General features: G+C 60.3%; 20 protein-coding genes. 5 read left to right on the forward strand and 15 right to left on the reverse strand.

Annotated elements, in window-relative coordinates; translation table 11 throughout:
• Positions 1–17: 17 nt before the first annotated feature.
• Positions 18–539 carry a Tli1a family immunity protein gene (locus tag CD175_RS10000; RefSeq protein ID WP_104448757.1) on the forward strand — a complete coding sequence of 174 codons (522 nt, stop codon included), beginning with the start codon at positions 18–20 and terminating at the stop codon, positions 537–539.
• 13 nt (positions 540–552) lie between these two features.
• On the opposite strand, the gene CD175_RS31045 is transcribed toward CD175_RS10000, so the two are convergent.
• The 5 genes from CD175_RS31045 to CD175_RS10020 all read right to left on the reverse strand — a co-directional run bounded on the left by CD175_RS31045 (position 553) and on the right by CD175_RS10020 (position 5,414).
• Positions 553–780, reverse strand: a complete 228-nt coding sequence (locus tag CD175_RS31045; RefSeq protein WP_146094566.1) for a hypothetical protein — start codon at positions 778–780, stop codon at positions 553–555.
• Positions 781–836: 56 nt separating this feature from the next.
• Positions 837–2,183 (reverse strand): glutamine synthetase family protein, encoded by a 1,347-nt coding sequence (locus CD175_RS10005; protein ID WP_095967701.1) that lies wholly within the window; start codon positions 2,181–2,183, stop codon positions 837–839.
• Positions 2,184–2,203: 20 nt separating this feature from the next.
• Positions 2,204–2,758: a helix-turn-helix domain-containing protein gene (locus CD175_RS10010; RefSeq protein WP_104448758.1), complete on the reverse strand. Its 555-nt coding sequence runs from the start codon at positions 2,756–2,758 to the stop codon at positions 2,204–2,206.
• Between the two features lie 25 nt (positions 2,759–2,783).
• A complete protein-coding gene (locus CD175_RS10015; protein WP_104448759.1) occupies positions 2,784–4,073 on the reverse strand; it encodes an NAD(P)/FAD-dependent oxidoreductase in 1,290 nt (429 codons plus the stop codon).
• A gap of 138 nt (positions 4,074–4,211) precedes the next feature.
• Entirely contained in the window at positions 4,212–5,414 is a 1,203-nt protein-coding gene (locus CD175_RS10020) for an NAD(P)/FAD-dependent oxidoreductase (protein ID WP_104448760.1), read from the reverse strand.
• A 309-nt stretch (positions 5,415–5,723) separates the two neighbouring features.
• On the opposite strand from CD175_RS10020, the gene CD175_RS10025 reads away from it, so the two are divergent.
• Positions 5,724–6,284 (forward strand): RrF2 family transcriptional regulator, encoded by a 561-nt coding sequence (locus CD175_RS10025; protein WP_104448761.1) that lies wholly within the window; start codon positions 5,724–5,726, stop codon positions 6,282–6,284.
• A gap of 134 nt (positions 6,285–6,418) precedes the next feature.
• Here CD175_RS10025 and CD175_RS10030 read toward each other — a convergent pair whose 3' ends face one another.
• Complete coding sequence (locus tag CD175_RS10030; protein ID WP_102701579.1) at positions 6,419–6,754, reverse strand: hypothetical protein; 336 nt, start codon at positions 6,752–6,754, stop codon at positions 6,419–6,421.
• 279 nt (positions 6,755–7,033) lie between these two features.
• On the opposite strand from CD175_RS10030, the gene CD175_RS10035 reads away from it, so the two are divergent.
• Positions 7,034–7,273, forward strand: coding sequence for a hypothetical protein (locus CD175_RS10035; RefSeq protein WP_104448762.1), 240 nt, complete (start codon positions 7,034–7,036; stop codon positions 7,271–7,273).
• Positions 7,274–7,286: 13 nt separating this feature from the next.
• Positions 7,287–7,637: an osmotically-inducible lipoprotein OsmE gene (gene osmE / locus CD175_RS10040; RefSeq protein WP_104448763.1), complete on the forward strand. Its 351-nt coding sequence runs from the start codon at positions 7,287–7,289 to the stop codon at positions 7,635–7,637.
• A 114-nt stretch (positions 7,638–7,751) separates the two neighbouring features.
• Here osmE and CD175_RS10045 read toward each other — a convergent pair whose 3' ends face one another.
• Positions 7,752–7,952, reverse strand: coding sequence for an SPOR domain-containing protein (locus CD175_RS10045; protein WP_102701582.1), 201 nt, complete (start codon positions 7,950–7,952; stop codon positions 7,752–7,754).
• A 218-nt stretch (positions 7,953–8,170) separates the two neighbouring features.
• Between CD175_RS10045 and CD175_RS10050 the strand changes: the two genes are divergently transcribed.
• Positions 8,171–8,533 carry an NUDIX hydrolase gene (locus tag CD175_RS10050; protein WP_104448764.1) on the forward strand — a complete coding sequence of 121 codons (363 nt, stop codon included), beginning with the start codon at positions 8,171–8,173 and terminating at the stop codon, positions 8,531–8,533.
• A 3-nt stretch (positions 8,534–8,536) separates the two neighbouring features.
• Here the strand turns inward: CD175_RS10050 and CD175_RS10055 are convergent, their stop codons facing one another.
• The 8 genes from CD175_RS10055 to catC form a co-directional block, all read right to left on the reverse strand.
• The gene (locus CD175_RS10055; RefSeq protein WP_104448765.1) at positions 8,537–9,235 is read right to left on the reverse strand and encodes an alpha/beta hydrolase; all 699 of its coding nucleotides are present in this window, start codon (positions 9,233–9,235) and stop codon (positions 8,537–8,539) included.
• A 42-nt stretch (positions 9,236–9,277) separates the two neighbouring features.
• Entirely contained in the window at positions 9,278–10,051 is a 774-nt protein-coding gene (locus CD175_RS10060) for a 1,6-dihydroxycyclohexa-2,4-diene-1-carboxylate dehydrogenase (protein WP_104448855.1), read from the reverse strand.
• Positions 10,052–10,196: 145 nt separating this feature from the next.
• Positions 10,197–11,210, reverse strand: a complete 1,014-nt coding sequence (benC, locus tag CD175_RS10065; RefSeq protein WP_104448766.1) for a benzoate 1,2-dioxygenase electron transfer component BenC — start codon at positions 11,208–11,210, stop codon at positions 10,197–10,199.
• Between the two features lie 10 nt (positions 11,211–11,220).
• Positions 11,221–11,709, reverse strand: a complete 489-nt coding sequence (gene benB / locus CD175_RS10070) for a benzoate 1,2-dioxygenase small subunit (RefSeq protein WP_104448767.1) — start codon at positions 11,707–11,709, stop codon at positions 11,221–11,223.
• Positions 11,706–13,070, reverse strand: a complete 1,365-nt coding sequence (gene benA / locus CD175_RS10075; RefSeq protein WP_104448856.1) for a benzoate 1,2-dioxygenase large subunit — start codon at positions 13,068–13,070, stop codon at positions 11,706–11,708. The genes benB and benA overlap by 4 nt, the downstream gene beginning before the upstream one ends.
• Before the next feature lie 273 nt (positions 13,071–13,343).
• Complete coding sequence (locus tag CD175_RS10080; RefSeq protein WP_104448768.1) at positions 13,344–14,303, reverse strand: AraC family transcriptional regulator; 960 nt, start codon at positions 14,301–14,303, stop codon at positions 13,344–13,346.
• 171 nt (positions 14,304–14,474) lie between these two features.
• Positions 14,475–15,404: a catechol 1,2-dioxygenase gene (gene catA / locus CD175_RS10085; RefSeq protein WP_104448769.1), complete on the reverse strand. Its 930-nt coding sequence runs from the start codon at positions 15,402–15,404 to the stop codon at positions 14,475–14,477.
• Positions 15,405–15,459: 55 nt separating this feature from the next.
• On the reverse strand, positions 15,460–15,750 hold the full coding sequence (catC, locus tag CD175_RS10090) for a muconolactone Delta-isomerase (RefSeq protein ID WP_007978984.1): 291 nt from the start codon (positions 15,748–15,750) through the stop codon (positions 15,460–15,462).
• Positions 15,751–15,754: the final 4 nt, after the last annotated feature.

The following is a 15,754-nucleotide window of genomic DNA, read 5'->3' on the forward strand; positions in this document are numbered from 1 at the left end:
TAAAAGGATCAAAAACCATGTCCCGTCGCAATGCGTGTCGCCTGCAGATCCGGGTTCTAGCGGGCTTGGCTACGGCCCTGCTCCTGCAAAACGCCGAGGCCAGTTCTCTCGAAGCCGTCAATCACACCCATTGGGCCATCAATCGATTCAGCGTGGATGGTCGGTCGGGTATCGACATTATTGGCCCATACCAAGGTGGCGGTGGGGGGTGTTGTTACATTGCACCGGCTCGCTGGAAGCCGGGGATGACGGTGCGGGTTGATTGGGAGACAGGAGTGGCTTATTCCGATGATTTCCCTGGTTTTGCTGATAGGCCCAAGTACTTTGCTTGGAAGCAAAAAGTGAATGCCCAAAAGCGCAAGCACAGCAAAGTCGTGCCAATTCCCGACTACACCGGCCAAAAAACCTGCGGCCTCACCGTGCACTTCCTGCCCTGCGACGAGCTTCAGCTCACCACCTCCTGCTACGCCTACGGCAGCCCCGAATACCCGATCAAGACCCCGCTGCATTTGCCGCAGCCCCAATCATGCCCTAATTAATGCGGTGATTTCGTCACAGCGTCGAGGCCGAAACTCTGAATGCCATGACTGCAGATACGGGTAGGGTCTCTGAAAAACAATTGGCTTCCGAGCTGGCTTCGCCATGCACACCAAATTTCAGGCAAAAAAAATCCCGGGCAGCTGATGGACGCCCGGGACTTAAAAATGCATAAACCGTGGTGGTGAACGCGGCGCGGATATTACGGAATATTTCGGCCTGTAACAAGATATTTTTATTCACTATCCAGTTACTAAACGCTCTAAGCCCTTATATATCCACATATTTTCTAAGGGCGACTACAAGAACCAACGATACTCCCGCGCGCTGATGTCATGCAGAAATGCCAGATGATCCTGACGTTTGTTTTCGCAATAGACGTCCACAAACTCCGCCCCCAAGCCTTCGCGCACGGCTGAATGATGTTGCATGGACTGCACCGCTTCGAGCATTTCCAACGGGAAATCGATGCCACTGCTGCGGTCTTCGTTGAGCGGTGCAATCGGCTCGCGCTCCCCTTCCAGGCCCTGCTCCAAGCCCACCAGGATCGCCGCCAACGCCAGATACGGGTTGGCATCGGCGCCCGCCAGGCGATGTTCGATGCGCAGGTTCTTGACGTCCGACTCCGGAATACGCAAGCACGCATCGCGATCCTCGAAGCCCCAGCTGGCGCGAGACGCGACGTTCACCGTGCCACTCAAGCGACGCATGGCATTGTGGTTCGGGGCAAAGATCGGCATGCAGTGCGGCAACACCTCCAGGCAACCGGCCACGGCATGGCGCAGCGCCCGCTGACCATTCGCCGCCAGCAGGTTGTTGCCGGCCTGGTCATACAGGCTGACGTGCACGTGCATGCCGCTGCCGGGGTGTTGCAGGTAAGGTTTAGCCATGAAGCTGGCGCGCAGGTTGTGCTTGAGCGCCACGCCTCGGGTGCTGCGGCAGAACAGGGCTGCCCAGTCGGCGGCGCGCAGGCCGTCATCGCAATGGCCGAAGTTGATTTCGAACTGACCCGGGCCGAGTTCGGCGGTAATCACCGTGGCATCGATGCCTTGGGCTCGCGCGGTCTCGACCATTTCATCGAGCACCGGGGCGAAGCGCGACAAGCGTTCGATGTGCATGTTCGGTTGATCATCGGCGTCGCCGGTCAGCTCATCACGGGGGAACTGTGGCAAGCCGTCCTTCAAGCGGCTGTCGAACAGGTAAAACTCCAGCTCGAAGGCCACCACCGGAAAAATCCCTTTACGGTGCAGGCGGTTCAACACCTGGGCCAGCACTTCACGGGGTTCGAATTCGATGGGTTTTTCCGTACCGTCGGAGGTGATCAGCATCTGGCCCAAGGGCTGCTTTTCCCAGGTCACCAGCTTCAAGGTACCGGGCACCAAACGCCGCAGCGCATCCGGGTCACCATCGTTGAAGCAGTAGTCGCCAATCTTGAACAGCCCACCCTGGGTGCCGAGCAGCACGCAGTTTTGCGGCAGTTTCAGTGCACTGCCGGCAGCGACTTTCTCCAGCATCTCGATCGGGTAGCGCTTGCCGTAGAAATGCCCCGGAATGTCCAGGGAGATCAGGTCGACATAACGTACTTCGGGGTTGCAGTGGCGGAAGTTGCGAACTTCGGCCAGCAGTTCAGAGCACACGGCATCCATCGTTTTGGTCCTTGTTGTTATCAGGTGTAAACCCAAAGCACGCGGGTCAGTTGGTCGGACAGGTTGCCGTAGCGGCAGTGCGCATGGCTGGCCAGTTGAAAGCTGTCGCCGGGATGCAGGGTCACCGGTTCGTTGTTGTCGAGCCACAGGGTCAGTTGCCCTTCGAGGACATAACCGCCCTGCTCCGAGCTGTCCTTCATGTGCCGGTCACCGCTGCTGGCGCCGGGTTCGAGCTGGCTTTCCAGCATCGAGAACGACGCGCGCATTTTTGGCGAAACGAGGATGTCGGTGATGCCGTCGGCGTAGTACAGCGTGCGGCGCTCGTCCGGGCGGGTGACCCAGGACAACGCCATGGGTTTGGGCAGGCTGTAGAAATAGGTGGTCGGCACGCCGAGGGTTTCGCTGATCGCGGTCAGGTCCGCCACCGTCGGGCGCGACAGGCCGCGCTCGACCTGGGACAGAAAGCCGACGGAGCGGCCGATTTTGTCCGCCAGTTCCTTCAGGGTGTACTTCTTGTGCTTGCGCAGGTCCTGGATCAGGATCGCCAGCGCCGAGATTTCTTCTTGCATGTCCATCAAGAGGCTTCCAGAAAGTGTCGCTTCAAATACTGTCGCGCAGTCGATACCAGGCCTTGCCGATGGCTTCCAGCGGCGCGGCCAGGTATTTGCCGCCGGGAAAACTGCCGTTGTTCAGGCCCTGGTACAGGGACAGTTCATCGGGTTGACCGAGGATCGCGTCGGACACCGCCCGTGCTGCTGCCAGTGTCGGCAGCACGCCATGCCCGGAATAGCCTTGCATCCAGTACAGGTCACCGCGGCGCCCGATATCCGGCGTGCGCTTGAGGGTCAGGTCGATGTGTCCGCCCCAGGCAAACTCAAGCTCGACGCCCGTGAGTTGCGGGAACACCCGCTCCAGGAACGGCCGGGTCGCCGCGGCGATGTCCTTGGGCATCCCGCCCAGGTAAGTGCAACCGCCGCCGAAGAGCAAGCGGTTATCCGGGGTGCGGCGGAAATAATCGAGCACGAACTGATTGTCGGTCACGCACACGTTGCTCGGCAGCAACGCAGTGGCCTGGTCCTTGGTGAGTGGCGCGGTCGCGACCTGATAGGTGCCGACCGGTAACACGCAACTGGCCAATTGCGGGTCGAGTCGATCGAGGTAGGCGTTGCACGCCAGCACCAGCACATCGGCGCGAACACGACCGCGCTCGGTCGTCACCACAAAGCCTTCGCCCTCCTCGCCATAACTCAGCGCCTTGCTTTGCTCGTAGATACGGCCGCCAGCCCGCTCAACCGCCTCCGCGAGGCCCAGGGCCAGTTTCAGCGGATTCAAATGCCCGCCCTCAGGGTCGAACAGGCCGGCCTGATAACGCTCGCTGGCCACCCATTCCGGCAGCTGTTGCCGGGGGATGAATTGCAGTTTGTCGTGACCCCACTTGTGGCTGGCCTCGTGCTGCCACTCGGTCAGCAGCCCCACTCGCCGCGGCATCACCGAAGTCCAGAGATGGCCGGCGCGGTAGTCGCAATCAAATTCATGGCGGCCGGGCAGATCACGCAATTCGCGCGCAGCCCAGCGCATGCCGTCCCATAATCGCCGCGCCCGCTCGTATCCCAGCGCCGCTTCCAGCGGTGGCATGTCGCACGACCAGCCGAGAATCGCCTGTCCGCCATTACGCCCGGACGCGGCCCAGGCCACCCGGCTGGCTTCGAGCAGGGTCACGCGCTTGCCGGCCAGCGCCAGGCGCAACGCCGTGTGCAATCCACTGAAACCGGCCCCGATGATCAGCACTTCAGTGTCTTGCTCTCCTTCCAGTGCGATTCGATTGACCAGTCGATCGGCGCAGCTATGGGCGTAGTAACTGGCGACATGCCGGGTGGATTGCTGAAACATACGGCCTCGTGAAATTTTGTATTTTTAATTTCATGAAAAAATACACGGTTAATTTCACGCAGGCAATCGAGACGTAAAAAATCCCGCTTCGGCGAACCCGAGCGGGATTGTTTTGTTCAGACGCGATGTTCGAATCAATCAGGCCACGGGAATCATCGGATCCGCCGAAGCCAGTGCAGTGACACGATCAGCCGCCGGTGGGTAGATCCACTGGGTGTTGATCTGGGTCTTCAATGCCTTGGCCTCATGCTTGATCAACTTGACCTGGCGGTCCCAACCCTCGGTGTAGACCGCGCCCCAGGCGCCGAGGTCGAGGCAGGTCACGTACTTGGGCTGGCTGTACGGCGTCGGGTCGACTCCGAGGATCTGCGCCGCCACGTTGTTGCCGGCATGACGACCCAGCGAAATCGCGTGCTGGCAGGTCATCAGGGCGTAGTTGCCGATCTCGTCACTGGCTGCGTAGGCCACGTCGCCGGTGGCGAAGATGTCGTCCTGGCCAATCACTTTCAGGTGGGCGTCGACATGCAGGCGGCCCAGGCGATCGCGTTCGGCCGGAATCTGTTCGGTCAGGGTGCTGGCGCGAACGCCGGTGGTCCAGACCACGGTCCTGGCATCGATACGCGCACCGTCGGACAGGGTGACGCCGTTGGCATCGACCGACACAACCGAGGCTTTCAGGTGCCATTTCACGCCGGTCGCCACACTGGCCTCGACGATCGATTCGGCGATTTCCTCGCCCATCGAGCCGCCGACTTTATCGCCACGGTCAACGATGATCACATTGATGTCGGCACGGTCGCCGAGGATGGCCCGCAGGCGGGTCGGCAGTTCAGTCGCCGTTTCGATCCCGGTGAAACCGCCACCGGCCACCACCACCGTGTTGCGTGCGTTGCTTTCGGGCTGATTGGCCAGCGCCTTGAGGTGGTTTTCCAGGCGCACCGCCTGTTCGATCTGGTCGACGTCGAACGCATGTTCGGCCACGCCCGGGGTGTTTGGCGAAGCCAGGCCGCTGCCGGTGGCCAGAACGAGTTTGTCGTAGCTGCAGACTTGTCGGGCACCGGCGGCATCGACATAGCCGACCTGTTTTTGCTCGACATCGATGGTCTGCGCCGCGCCCTTGATGAACCTGACCCCTACAGCATCGAACAGATCTCCGATCGGCGCAGCCAGTTGATGGGCGTTCGGTTCGTAGAAGCGCGGACGCACACGCAGCTCGGCCTGGGGCGCCAGCACGGTCACTTCAACGTCGTTGTGGCCGTGAATATCGAACAGGCGCGTGGCACTCAAAGCGGTCCACATGCCACCGAAACCTGCGCCGATCACCAGAATGTGCTGTTTCATCTTTAACTCCAGGGGATAAACAAGGGTTGTGAGTCACGCTCATCAGGAGCCGGCAATGAGGTCGGTGTTTTTCGAGAATCGCCGACCTGTGCCGCTCGAATAACTACGACTGTATTGATCCTAGTTAAATCCTGCAACCCGTTTTTTTGATGACGGCCATCGAACCCGTCGATGCCTCGGCAAAAAAGCCTCAAGAACGTGCGTGACAAGGATTTTTCGAGCGGACAAAAAAATTTAAGGACGCGACGATTCGTTGCCTGGCTTAGGCTCGGCTGCTAGAATTGGCGACTAATCAAGTCGGAGATTTGTATGTCTCTTTACAGCGCAGGTGTCGAGTACGGCATCCACTGCCTGCTTTTTCTCGTCGGCAACGGTGGCGACTCGCGTGAAGCGAGTGTGCGCGACCTGGCCGAACTGCAAGGTGTTCCCCTGGACTATCTGGCGAAAATCTTCACCAAGCTGGCCAAAGGCAAACTGGTGGTCGCCACCGAAGGCATGCGCGGAGGCTTCAAGCTGGCCCGGCCCGCCGACGAAATCACCCTGCTGGATATCGTCAACGCCATCGACGGCCGCAAGTCGATCTTCGATTGTCGGGAGATCCGTGGCCGTTGCGCAGTGTTCGACGGCTCCCCGCCGGCCTGGGCACTGGACGGTCCTTGTGCAGTTCATGGGGCGATGATGGTTGCGCAAAAACGCATGGAAGAGGCCCTCGCCCAGCAAACCATCCTCGACATCGCCAGGAAATTCGGACGCAAGGCCCCGGCAGAATTCGGCGTGAAGGTGGAAAGCTGGATGAATGAGCGTCGGGAAAGGAAAAGCAGCGCCCAGGCCAGTGAGCAGATCATTCCTGCGACCAACCTTTCAGACTGACGGCACAGATTACGAAATATACATTTTCCCGGAATTACGTGATGAACCATAAAAAAACCGGATGCACGCCAGGCATCCGGTTTTTCTCGGTTCAGGCGAAAAACAGTCGGAGACCGATTTTCACCCTCTCGCACTTACAGGCAGTCGCGCACGATTTTGCGCAGGTCGCCGGATTTGGCCCAGGGTGGCCCCTGATACAGCGAAATCCGGCTGCCATCCTTGTATTTCACGATATCCAGCACTTCATCGGCCGTTATCACGCTCGGTGCGGTGATCCGGTAGCCGTTGGAAATCGACACCTGGGTCGTATTCGATACTTCCTTCTGCCAAGCAGGCAAAACGCACGCCGCATACTCTTTTGGCGTCTTCTCGCTGTGCTTGCTGACATTCGGCTCGCCCGGTACCAGCGACGCCGGCAACGAACATCCGCCCAGCAATGCCAGCGCGACTCCCCCCATCAACATCCGCATGCTGCTTCCTTAAATTCGAAAAGAGAAAATGTAGCTTGCCGTCGACCGTACATCCATCCCGACAATTCGGCGAGTCATTGATATCACTTTGCCCCGTTAGTTCCTTGCAGGTTGTCATTTGACGTCATCCTGGCGTGAGAACACCGGCACTAGAGCGGGACAGCGCATTGTCCTGTTCGCTTTTCCCGACCAAAGGAAACCCCGCTGACTCAGACGAACACAACATCCGGTCCGGTAAACGGGTCTAACATTGCGGAATGCAGTGTTCAGGAGGTCATCATGTGGCTTAACGATTCGGAACAGGAACTTCGGCGTGACCTGCAAGGGCTTGCGTCAGATTTGCGCTGGTCGGCGGTGGAGCTTTTGCGCATTGAGCAGCGGTTGCGCGAGCTTGGCAGCGAAGGCGACGCGCAAGCCGTGCAAAGACTGTGTGCTTTGTTTCAGGGTGATGAACAAAAACTGGCCGGCTATGCCGAGGAAGTGAAAGCCAAGGTCATTAGCCGCAACAAGGCTCAATAGCGGGAGCGCTGCCATGAACAGGCCTCTATTCACGCTGGTCGCCGTACTGACCGCGTTGGCAGGCTGCAGCACCAACTCGATCTATCAGGACCAGCCGCTGGTGGCGAAAGTCGACACCGGCATGACCCGGGAGCAAGTCCGGCAAATCGGCGGCCAGCCACTGGCGGTGACTGATCGTACCGTTGAAGCCGGTACCTGCTTTGACTACAAACTGACTCAGGCCGGCCATCAGCAGGCGTACAACGTCAGTTTCGATGGCCGCGGCATGGTCGACCACAAGAGCTTCATGACTTGCGCGGAATGGAGTCACACGCAGCTAAAGGCCCGGGAACCCTCCCGGCCCAGTGGAGGTGGGGGCTATTAACACTGTAGGAGCGAGCTTGCTCGCGATAAACGTCCGGACAACGCGTTCATTCAGACAGGGCGCGTCATCGTTGACGTCCATCGCGAGCAAGCTCGCTCCTACAGGAGATTGACGTCATTTTGTTTGATGGCTGCCTGCAGGCTTGCCGGCACGAGCCCTGTAGCCGGGCAGTGACGCGGCAAACGCCAGTGCCTCCTCTCGACTGTTGAACGAGCCAAGCCGGTCACCCTGGGTGCATACCCGCCAGGGGCCGTTGTTCACGCTGAGTACGTCATAGCCGTTCATGTGCATCTTGTTCAGCATCGAAACGCTCATGGTCACCTCCTCCTGGGCAGTGCTATCAGGTTGACTTGTTTACCTTACACCCGCCCTTCTCCAAAATACCGACCAGACGTCGCCATGGAAATTCCCTGTTTCGGTGGCACTTTTCGTCACATTGGCAGCTCAAACTACTCCGATGGCAGCGCAATCGCGGCGAAGGCCCGAGCGCTGCAGTTCCATGCCTGTTTCATGACAACGGCAACGGGTAACCCATGAAAGTACGCGCAACCATCATCTGCGAGCAGGACAGGCATGTACTGCTGGTACGCAAGCAAGGAGGTCGCTGGACGCTGCCCGGCGGCAAGCTCGAACGGGGTGAAAGCGCAGCCGATGCAGCCGTGCGCGAGCTGTGGGAAGAAACCGGCCTGCGGGTCGACGAGTTGATGTACGTGCTGGAGCTGGAAACGGACGGCACCCGACACCACGTCTTCGAGGTGTCGGTGCTGAACCTTGAGCAAATGCGGCCGCTGAACGAAATCACCGAGTGCATCTGGCACCCGCTGGATGCGCTACACAACCTGAACATCAGCGACGCCATGCGCAGTATCGTCAGCGCCTTTGTGCGGCGCCTGTAGACCCTAAACCCTGGCCAACGCCGTCGCTGCCCTGTCGATCAAGGCCGCCACTTCGGCGGGCATCGACGCCAGGGACGCATGGCTGGCATGCAAGGTCAGGATCTCCCGGGCGTTGAGCCGCTCGGCCATCCATTGCTGGTTCTGTGGCGCGATCATCCGGTCTGCAGTCGAGATCTGATACCAGGATGGCTTGTTCTTCCAGGCCACCGTGCCAATGGTGTCGCCAAAGGTGCTCGCCAGCGGCGCTTTCTGGGTGAGGCCCATGACCAACCCTTCGGTCGCCGGCAGGTCCTGACAAAAGCTCTCGTGATAGAGCTCGGGCTTGACCCACAGGTAACCGTCGCTATCTGGCATCAGGTTGGCCGCTGCCGCAGGCGGGTGCCGTTGCGTGATGCCGCCGGGACTTTCACCGGTGTCCGGGGCGAACGCGGCGATGTACACCAGCCCGACCACATTCGGCAAATCCCCCGCTTGAGTGATGACCGCGCCGCCATAGGAGTGCCCCACCAGCAGCACCGGACCGGGCACCTGGGCGACCATCTTGCGCGTACGCTCGGCATCATCAGCCAATGAAGTCAGCGGCAATTCGACGGCACGAATGTGCGTGTCACCCCGGCTGAGCAATTTGGCGATGACCTTGTTCCAGTGGGCGGCACCGCCCCAGAAACCATGGACCAGCACGATCGTGGGTTTGTCACTCATCACCATGACTCCGTTTGCCGATGGGGTTGTTCGTCGCTCGCCTCAGCCCTGATCGCCGCCGCCCACGGGCATGACCATGCCGGTGATATAGGACGCTTCGTCGCTGGCCAGAAACAGAATAGCCCCCGCCTGCTCATCCAGGGTGCCGTAGCGTTTCATCAGACTGCTGTCGAGGGTCTGGTCGACGATCTGCTGGTACCAGAGTTTTTCCTGCTCACTCTGCCCGGCACCATTGCGGGGTATGCGTCGCGGTGGAGCTTCAGTGCCGCCAGGCGCCGTGGCATTGACCCGCACGCCACGACCGGCGGTTTCGAACGCCAGACAAGCGGTCAAGGCATTCACCCCACCCTTTGCCGCACCATAGGGCACGCGGTTGAGGCTGCGGGTGGCGATGGAAGAGACGTTGACGATCGCCCCGCTGCCCTGCTCCAGCATGAACGGCAGCGCGGCATGGCAACACCACAGGGTAGGGAACAGCGAACGGCGGACCTCGGCCTCGATCTGCGAAGCCTCGTAGTGCTCGAACGGTTTGGCCCAGATGGTGCCGCCGACGTTGTTGACCAGCACATCGAGGCGCCCGAAACGCTCGACGGCGGTTTGCATCACCCGGCTGCATTCGTCGTATTGCTCAAGGTCGGCGGTCAGGGCCAACACCTGAGTGGTCGCGGCCAGTTGTTGCTGCACTTCGAACACCAGTTCGGAACGATCCACCAGGATCAGCTTCGCCCCTTCGGCGGCCATGCGCTCGGCCACCCGCTGCCCGATGCCCTGGGCAGCGCCGGTGATCAGCGCGACTTTTTCGTGAAATCTGTTCATGGTCATCCTCATGCTCCCGCCAACGCCTTCCCTGTAGGAGCTGCCGAAGGCTGCGATCTTTTGATCCTGGTTTGTAAAAAACACAATCAAAAGATCGCAGCCTTCGGCAGCTCCTACAGGTACAGGGGGGTTGGCGAACGGAAGGTTATGCCGCGCTGGCGGCGAATTTTTCGTAGTAGAAGTTCGCTGGCGCGATGCCTTGTTCGCGAATGAACTGGCTGACGGCCTCGACCATCGGCGGCGGGCCGCACAGGTAGACGTCGACGTCACCCTCGTTCAAATGCTTTGGCTCGATGTGCTGGGTCACGTAGCCCTTGAGCGGATGTTGGCTCTCGGGGCTGGCGACACAGGCGCTGAAGGTGAAGTTGGGGATGCGCGCGGCAAAGGCTTCGAGGCGGTCGATTTCCACCAGGTCGAAATCGTGGGTCACGCCGTAGATCAGATGCAGCGGATGATCGCTGCCCTGCTCGGCGATCTTCTCCAGCATCGCGGTGAACGGCGCCAGCCCGGTGCCACCGGCCAGCAGCAACAGCGGCCGACGGATGTCACGCAAGTAGAAACTGCCCAGGGGACCTGCCAGGCTCATGCAATCGCCGGCCTTGGCCATGCCGGTGAGGAAACTGCTCATCAAGCCGCCGGGCACGTTGCGGATCAGGAAGCTGACCTCGCCATCGCGCTGCAACGAGCTGAACGAGTAGGCGCGGGTCTGTTCGCTGCCGGGAATTCCCAGGTTCACATACTGCCCGGGCAGGAACGCCAGTTTGCTCAGGGCTTCGCCCTTGATCGACAGTGCGATGGTGCTGTCGGACAGCTGGCGCACGGCGCTGATGGTCGCGTCGTAGCTGGCCTGACGGGTGCGGCAGACCTCGGAGGACGTCGGTACGCGCACCACGCAATCGCTCTGGGCGCGCATCTGGCAGGTCAGGACAAAACCCTGCGCGGCCTCTTCAGGGCTGAGGGCGTCTTCGATGTACTCCTCGCCCAATTCGTACTGGCCGGCTTCGGCAAAACACTTGCAAGTGCCGCAGGCGCCGTCGCGGCAGTCCAGCGGGATGTTGATGCCCTGGCGGTAAGCGGCATCGGCCACGGTCTCGCCCACGTTGGCGTCGATGAAACGGGTGACGCCGTCTTCGAAATTGAACGCAATGGAATGGGTCATGACGCCAGCCTCACAAGTGGTAAACATCGATGACCTGACGAACGTAGTCGTTCTTCAGGATCACTTTCTTGGCCTTGATCAACGGGTTTTCACCGCGCACGTCGAGGGTGTAGAAACTGCTGCCGAAATAGCTGTCGACGGTCTTGTAGCGAAAGCTCAGGGTGTGCCAGTTGAAGCGCACCTTGCACAGTCCGTCGGCGTGTTCGAGCAGCTCGATGTTGCTGATGTTGTGGGAGGTGCGGGTGTCCGGCACGCTGGCGCTGGAGCGCTCGGTCTTGATGCGGAAGACACGGTCTTCCAGGCCGGTGCGGTTGCCGTACCAGATCAGCGAGATTTCCCGCTGCGGGTCCTCGGTCAATTCGTCGTTGTCGTCCCAGGACGGCATCCAGAACGTCGCGTCCGGGGCGTACAGCTCCAGCCACTCGTCCCACTGGCGGTCGTCGAGGTAACGCGCTTCGCGGTAGAGAAAGTCGCGCACGGTGTCATGGGAAATCGTCATTGCACGTCCTCCACGGCGATCAGTTTCGATTGCTCGGCGGCGAGGGCCTTGAGCATGGTCTGCTGCCAGTACTTGTGTTGCAGCACGAACAGGCCTTCGTCCTCGGTGCGCACGCCACTGAGCAGCGGGTGCAGGTCGATCTCTTTGGCGGCTTCGTCTGCACCTTCGATCCAGTGCTCGGCGCCACGTGACATGTCGTTCCAGGTGGTGACGCTGCCCTGATAGCTGGTCTGGCAGGAACGGAATTCCTCCAGATCGTCCGGCGTGGCCATGCCGCTGACGTTGAAGAAATCCTCGTACTGGCGAATCCGGCTGGAACGGGCGTGGTCGCTCTCGCCTTTCGGGGCGATGCAGTAGATGGTGATCTCCGTGCGGTTGACCGAGATCGGCCGGGCGATGCGGATCTGCGAGCTGAACTGGTCCATCAGGTACACGTTGGGGTACAGGCACAGGTTGCGCGAATTCTCGATCATCCAGTCGGCGCGAGCCTTGCCGAAATCCTGCGCCAGCTCATCGCGACGCTCGTACAGCGGACGGTCCTCGGGGTTGGCCCAACGGGTCCAGAGCAGCATGTGGCCCTTGTCGAAGGAATAGAAACCACCGCCCTGCTTGGCCCAGCTGCCGGCGCTCATGGTCGGGTTGGCGTCACCGGCTTCACGCTGCTTGCGCTGGTTCTGGGTGGCCGCGTAGTTCCAGTGCACGGAGCTGACGTGGTAGCCGTCGGCGCCGTTTTCGGCGGTGAGTTTCCAGTTGCCTTCGTAGATGTAGCTGGAGGAGCCGCGCAGCACTTCCAGGCCATCGGCGGACTGGTCGACGATCATGTCGATGATCTTCGCCGACTCGCCCAGGTGCTCAACCAGTGGCAGGACATCGGCCTTGAGACTGCCGAACAGGAAGCCGCGATAGGACTCGAACCGCGCGACGCGGGTCAGGTCGTGGGAGCCTTCGCAGTTGAAGCTCGCGGGATAACCGGCGTTGGCCGGATCCTTGACCTTGAGCAGCTTGCCGGAGTTGTTGAAGGTCCAGCCGTGGAACGGACAGGTGTAGGAGCTCTTGTTGCCGGACTTGTGCCGGCACAGGGTCGCGCCACGGTGGCTGCAGGCGTTGATGAAGGCGTTGAGCACACCGTCCTTGTTGCGCGCGATGAAGATCGACTGGCGCCCCATGGTCGTGGTGTAGAAATCGTTGATGTTGGGGATCTGGCTTTCATGGGCCAGGTACAGCCAGTTGCCTTCGAAGATGTGTTCCATCTCCAGATCGAACAGACGCGGGTCGGTGAACATCTCGCGCTTGCAGCGATAGAGGCCCTGCTCGGGATCGTCTTCAAGCAGGGAATGCAAATATTCGGGTCGCAGGGTCATGGCCACCGCCTCCATTGTTATTGTTCAGGCAGGGGTCATGCTAGGACGGGGCAATGGGGCGGACTATCCGCGGGGTGCAGAGCTTTATCCGTTTTGTGCAGTCACTGGCGGTGTGTCAGGCGCCAACAATGGTGAATGTGCCGGCCCCATCGCGAGCAAGCTCGCTCCCACAGTGTTATTGGCTGGATGCGATTTTTTCGCTCAACCGAAATCCCTGTGGGAGCGAGCTTGCTCGCGATGGCGTCGGATCAGGAGACATCAATGTTGAATGCATCAATACCGGCGCTTGAGAGTATCGGACGGCAATTCGCCGAACTGCTTGCGATAGCTGTCGGAGAACCGTCCCAGGTGCAGGAAGCCGTAGTCCATGGCCACTTCGGTGATGTTGCGCACGTTGCAGGTCGGGTCGCTCAGGCAGGCGTTGATGCGTTCGAGGCGTTTCTGGCGCAGGTAGTTTTTCGGCGTAAGGCCGGCATTGCGTTCGAACAATCCATACAACGAACGCAAGCTCATGTGGGCCTGGCGCGCCAGTTCTTCGCTGTCGATGTCCTGCTTGAGGTTGTTGGCGATGTAATCGGCAATCGCTTCGAACGTGGCTGCCTGCGAGCCCAGCTCGAGGCGGCTGACGTTGGTTCTCATCAGGCTGAGCATCTTGCTGACGATGATCTGCGTGTAATGCTCCTGCACCCTGGGGATCTGCTCGGTGGATTCGGCCTCTTGGCAGATCATTGCCAACAGGTTGACGAAACCTTCCAGTTCATTGAGCTGATAACGGTTTTCCAGAAACCGCACGCCCTGCTCCGGATAGCGCCAGCGCTGCTCATCGCAGACCGATTCAAACAAGCGGGTCGGGACCTTGAGGATGAATTTCTCGCAATCGGCAGAGTACGTCAGGTCCACCGGATCGTCGGGGTTGATCAGCAACAATTCGCCGGGGGCGAAGTAATGCTCCTGGCCGTGTCCACGCCACAGGCAGTTGCCGCGCAGCAGCACTTGCAGGTGATAAATGCTGTCCAGCGCACCGGACGTCACGCGCACACTGGCACCGTAGCTGATGCGGCACAGGTCGAGGCTGGCGAACTTGCGATGATCAAGGCTGGCAAGCGGGCTGCCGGCACGGGGCATGAGAATGCAGTGGTTACCGACGTGCTGATTGACGTAGCCCGACACTGCGTAAGGGTCGGCATGGTCGAACACCCGGCTGCGCTGACTCAACAGTTGCGCTTGCATCATCAGGTCACTCTCGTTGTTGTTATGAGTTGCTTCAGTTCATTCTAGAACCGAAACACTTGTAGGAGCGAGCCTGCTCGCGATGGACTCGAGGACGCCGCGGGGCATCAGGCACCCAGCGTCATCGTTGACGTCCATCGCGAGCAGGCTCGCTCCTACCGGGGTCGGGGGTGATCAGTCCTCCAGGGCGCGGACCCGTTCGTGGCGCTGCTGTTCTTCAGGCTGGGCGGACGACTGCAAGGTGAAGTCGAATTCGATTTCGGCAAAGCGACCGCTCACGCCATGGGCCGCCGCGCGCTGCTGATCGTCGCTGAAGGTGATCTTGGCGATCAGTTCGTCGCGGGTGGCGTAGGCGAAATCGTCGTGCAGGTACTGATCGCCGTCGAGGTTGATCTGGGTGGTCAGGTGGCGATGATCCGGCGCGGAAATGAAGAAGTGCACGTGCGCCGGGCGCTGGCCATGACGGCCCAGTTGATCGAGCAGTTGCTGGGTCGGACCGTCCGGTGGGCAGCCATAGCCCGACGGCACGATGCTACGGAAGCGGTAACGGCCTTCGGCGTCGGTCACGATGCGGCGACGCAGGTTGAATTCCGACTGCGAGACATCGAAGTACGAGTAGGTTCCGCCGGTGTTGGCGTGCCAGACGTCCACCACGGCACCGGCCAGGGGTTCGCCGGCGGTATTGAACACGCGGCCTTGCATGAACAGGGTCACGCCCGGATCGACGCCGTCATCCAGACGCGCCTCGCCCTCGGACAATGGCGCACCGGCTACGTACAGCGGGCCTTCGATGGTGCGCGGGGTACCGCCGGTCTTGCCGGCCTGCTCGTCTTCGGCGTCCATCAACAGGTCGAGGTAATGCTCCAGGCCAATACCGGCCACCAGCAACCCGGCTTCCTGGCGCGCACCCAGCACGTTGAGGTAGTTGACGGCTTTCCAGAACTCTTCCGGGGTCACGGCCAGGTCTTCGATGATGTTCACCGAATCACGCAGGATGCGGTAGACCAGCGCCTTGGTCCGTGGATTGCCGGCGTCGTTGAGCAGGCCGCTGGCTTCTTCGAGAAATTTCTGGACTTCGGCAGTGTGGGAAATCTTGACGTTCATTTTTCAGGGTTCCTCATCTTGTAATTATGGGCGTAGCGAGCTGAACAGGCGAAGCTCAGCGGTCATCGTCACGGATGGAAGAAGGATGCCGGCACATCGCGTCGATTTCGATGGCCATGTAGGGAAACAATGGCAATTGCATCAGCAGGTCATGCAGTTCCTGAACGCTGTCGACATCGAACACGCTGTAGTTGGCGTAGTGCCCGGCGATGCGCCACAGGTGACGCCACTTGCCCTGCTCTTGCAGGCGCTGGGCCAAGGCTTTTTCGTCAGCCTTGAGTCTGGCCGCCGCCTCCGGATTCATGTCGACCGGCAGGTTCACGGTCATTTTTACGTGAAACAGCATAATG

This window comes from Pseudomonas laurylsulfatiphila (genome assembly GCF_002934665.1).
Taxonomy (GTDB): Bacteria; Pseudomonadota; Gammaproteobacteria; order Pseudomonadales; family Pseudomonadaceae; genus Aquipseudomonas; species Aquipseudomonas laurylsulfatiphila.

Excerpts from the sequence above, each read along its gene's own strand:
- CD175_RS10000 (WP_104448757.1), top strand. The coding sequence starts at position 18 with ATGTCCCGTCGCAATGCGTGTCGCCTGCAGATCCGGGTTCTAGCGGGC.
- CD175_RS10005 (WP_095967701.1), bottom strand. The coding sequence starts at position 2,183 with ATGGATGCCGTGTGCTCTGAACTGCTGGCCGAAGTTCGCAACTTCCGC.
- CD175_RS10010 (WP_104448758.1), bottom strand. The coding sequence starts at position 2,758 with ATGGACATGCAAGAAGAAATCTCGGCGCTGGCGATCCTGATCCAGGAC.
- CD175_RS10015 (WP_104448759.1), bottom strand. The coding sequence starts at position 4,073 with ATGTTTCAGCAATCCACCCGGCATGTCGCCAGTTACTACGCCCATAGC.
- CD175_RS10020 (WP_104448760.1), bottom strand. The coding sequence starts at position 5,414 with ATGAAACAGCACATTCTGGTGATCGGCGCAGGTTTCGGTGGCATGTGG.
- CD175_RS10025 (WP_104448761.1), top strand. The coding sequence starts at position 5,724 with ATGTCTCTTTACAGCGCAGGTGTCGAGTACGGCATCCACTGCCTGCTT.
- CD175_RS10030 (WP_102701579.1), bottom strand. The coding sequence starts at position 6,754 with ATGCGGATGTTGATGGGGGGAGTCGCGCTGGCATTGCTGGGCGGATGT.
- CD175_RS10035 (WP_104448762.1), top strand. The coding sequence starts at position 7,034 with ATGTGGCTTAACGATTCGGAACAGGAACTTCGGCGTGACCTGCAAGGG.
- osmE (WP_104448763.1), top strand. The coding sequence starts at position 7,287 with ATGAACAGGCCTCTATTCACGCTGGTCGCCGTACTGACCGCGTTGGCA.
- CD175_RS10045 (WP_102701582.1), bottom strand. The coding sequence starts at position 7,952 with ATGAGCGTTTCGATGCTGAACAAGATGCACATGAACGGCTATGACGTA.
- CD175_RS10050 (WP_104448764.1), top strand. The coding sequence starts at position 8,171 with ATGAAAGTACGCGCAACCATCATCTGCGAGCAGGACAGGCATGTACTG.
- CD175_RS10055 (WP_104448765.1), bottom strand. The coding sequence starts at position 9,235 with ATGAGTGACAAACCCACGATCGTGCTGGTCCATGGTTTCTGGGGCGGT.
- CD175_RS10060 (WP_104448855.1), bottom strand. The coding sequence starts at position 10,051 with ATGAACAGATTTCACGAAAAAGTCGCGCTGATCACCGGCGCTGCCCAG.
- benC (WP_104448766.1), bottom strand. The coding sequence starts at position 11,210 with ATGACCCATTCCATTGCGTTCAATTTCGAAGACGGCGTCACCCGTTTC.
- benB (WP_104448767.1), bottom strand. The coding sequence starts at position 11,709 with ATGACGATTTCCCATGACACCGTGCGCGACTTTCTCTACCGCGAAGCG.
- benA (WP_104448856.1), bottom strand. The coding sequence starts at position 13,070 with ATGACCCTGCGACCCGAATATTTGCATTCCCTGCTTGAAGACGATCCC.
- CD175_RS10080 (WP_104448768.1), bottom strand. The coding sequence starts at position 14,303 with ATGATGCAAGCGCAACTGTTGAGTCAGCGCAGCCGGGTGTTCGACCAT.
- catA (WP_104448769.1), bottom strand. The coding sequence starts at position 15,404 with ATGAACGTCAAGATTTCCCACACTGCCGAAGTCCAGAAATTTCTCGAA.
- catC (WP_007978984.1), bottom strand. The coding sequence starts at position 15,750 with ATGCTGTTTCACGTAAAAATGACCGTGAACCTGCCGGTCGACATGAAT.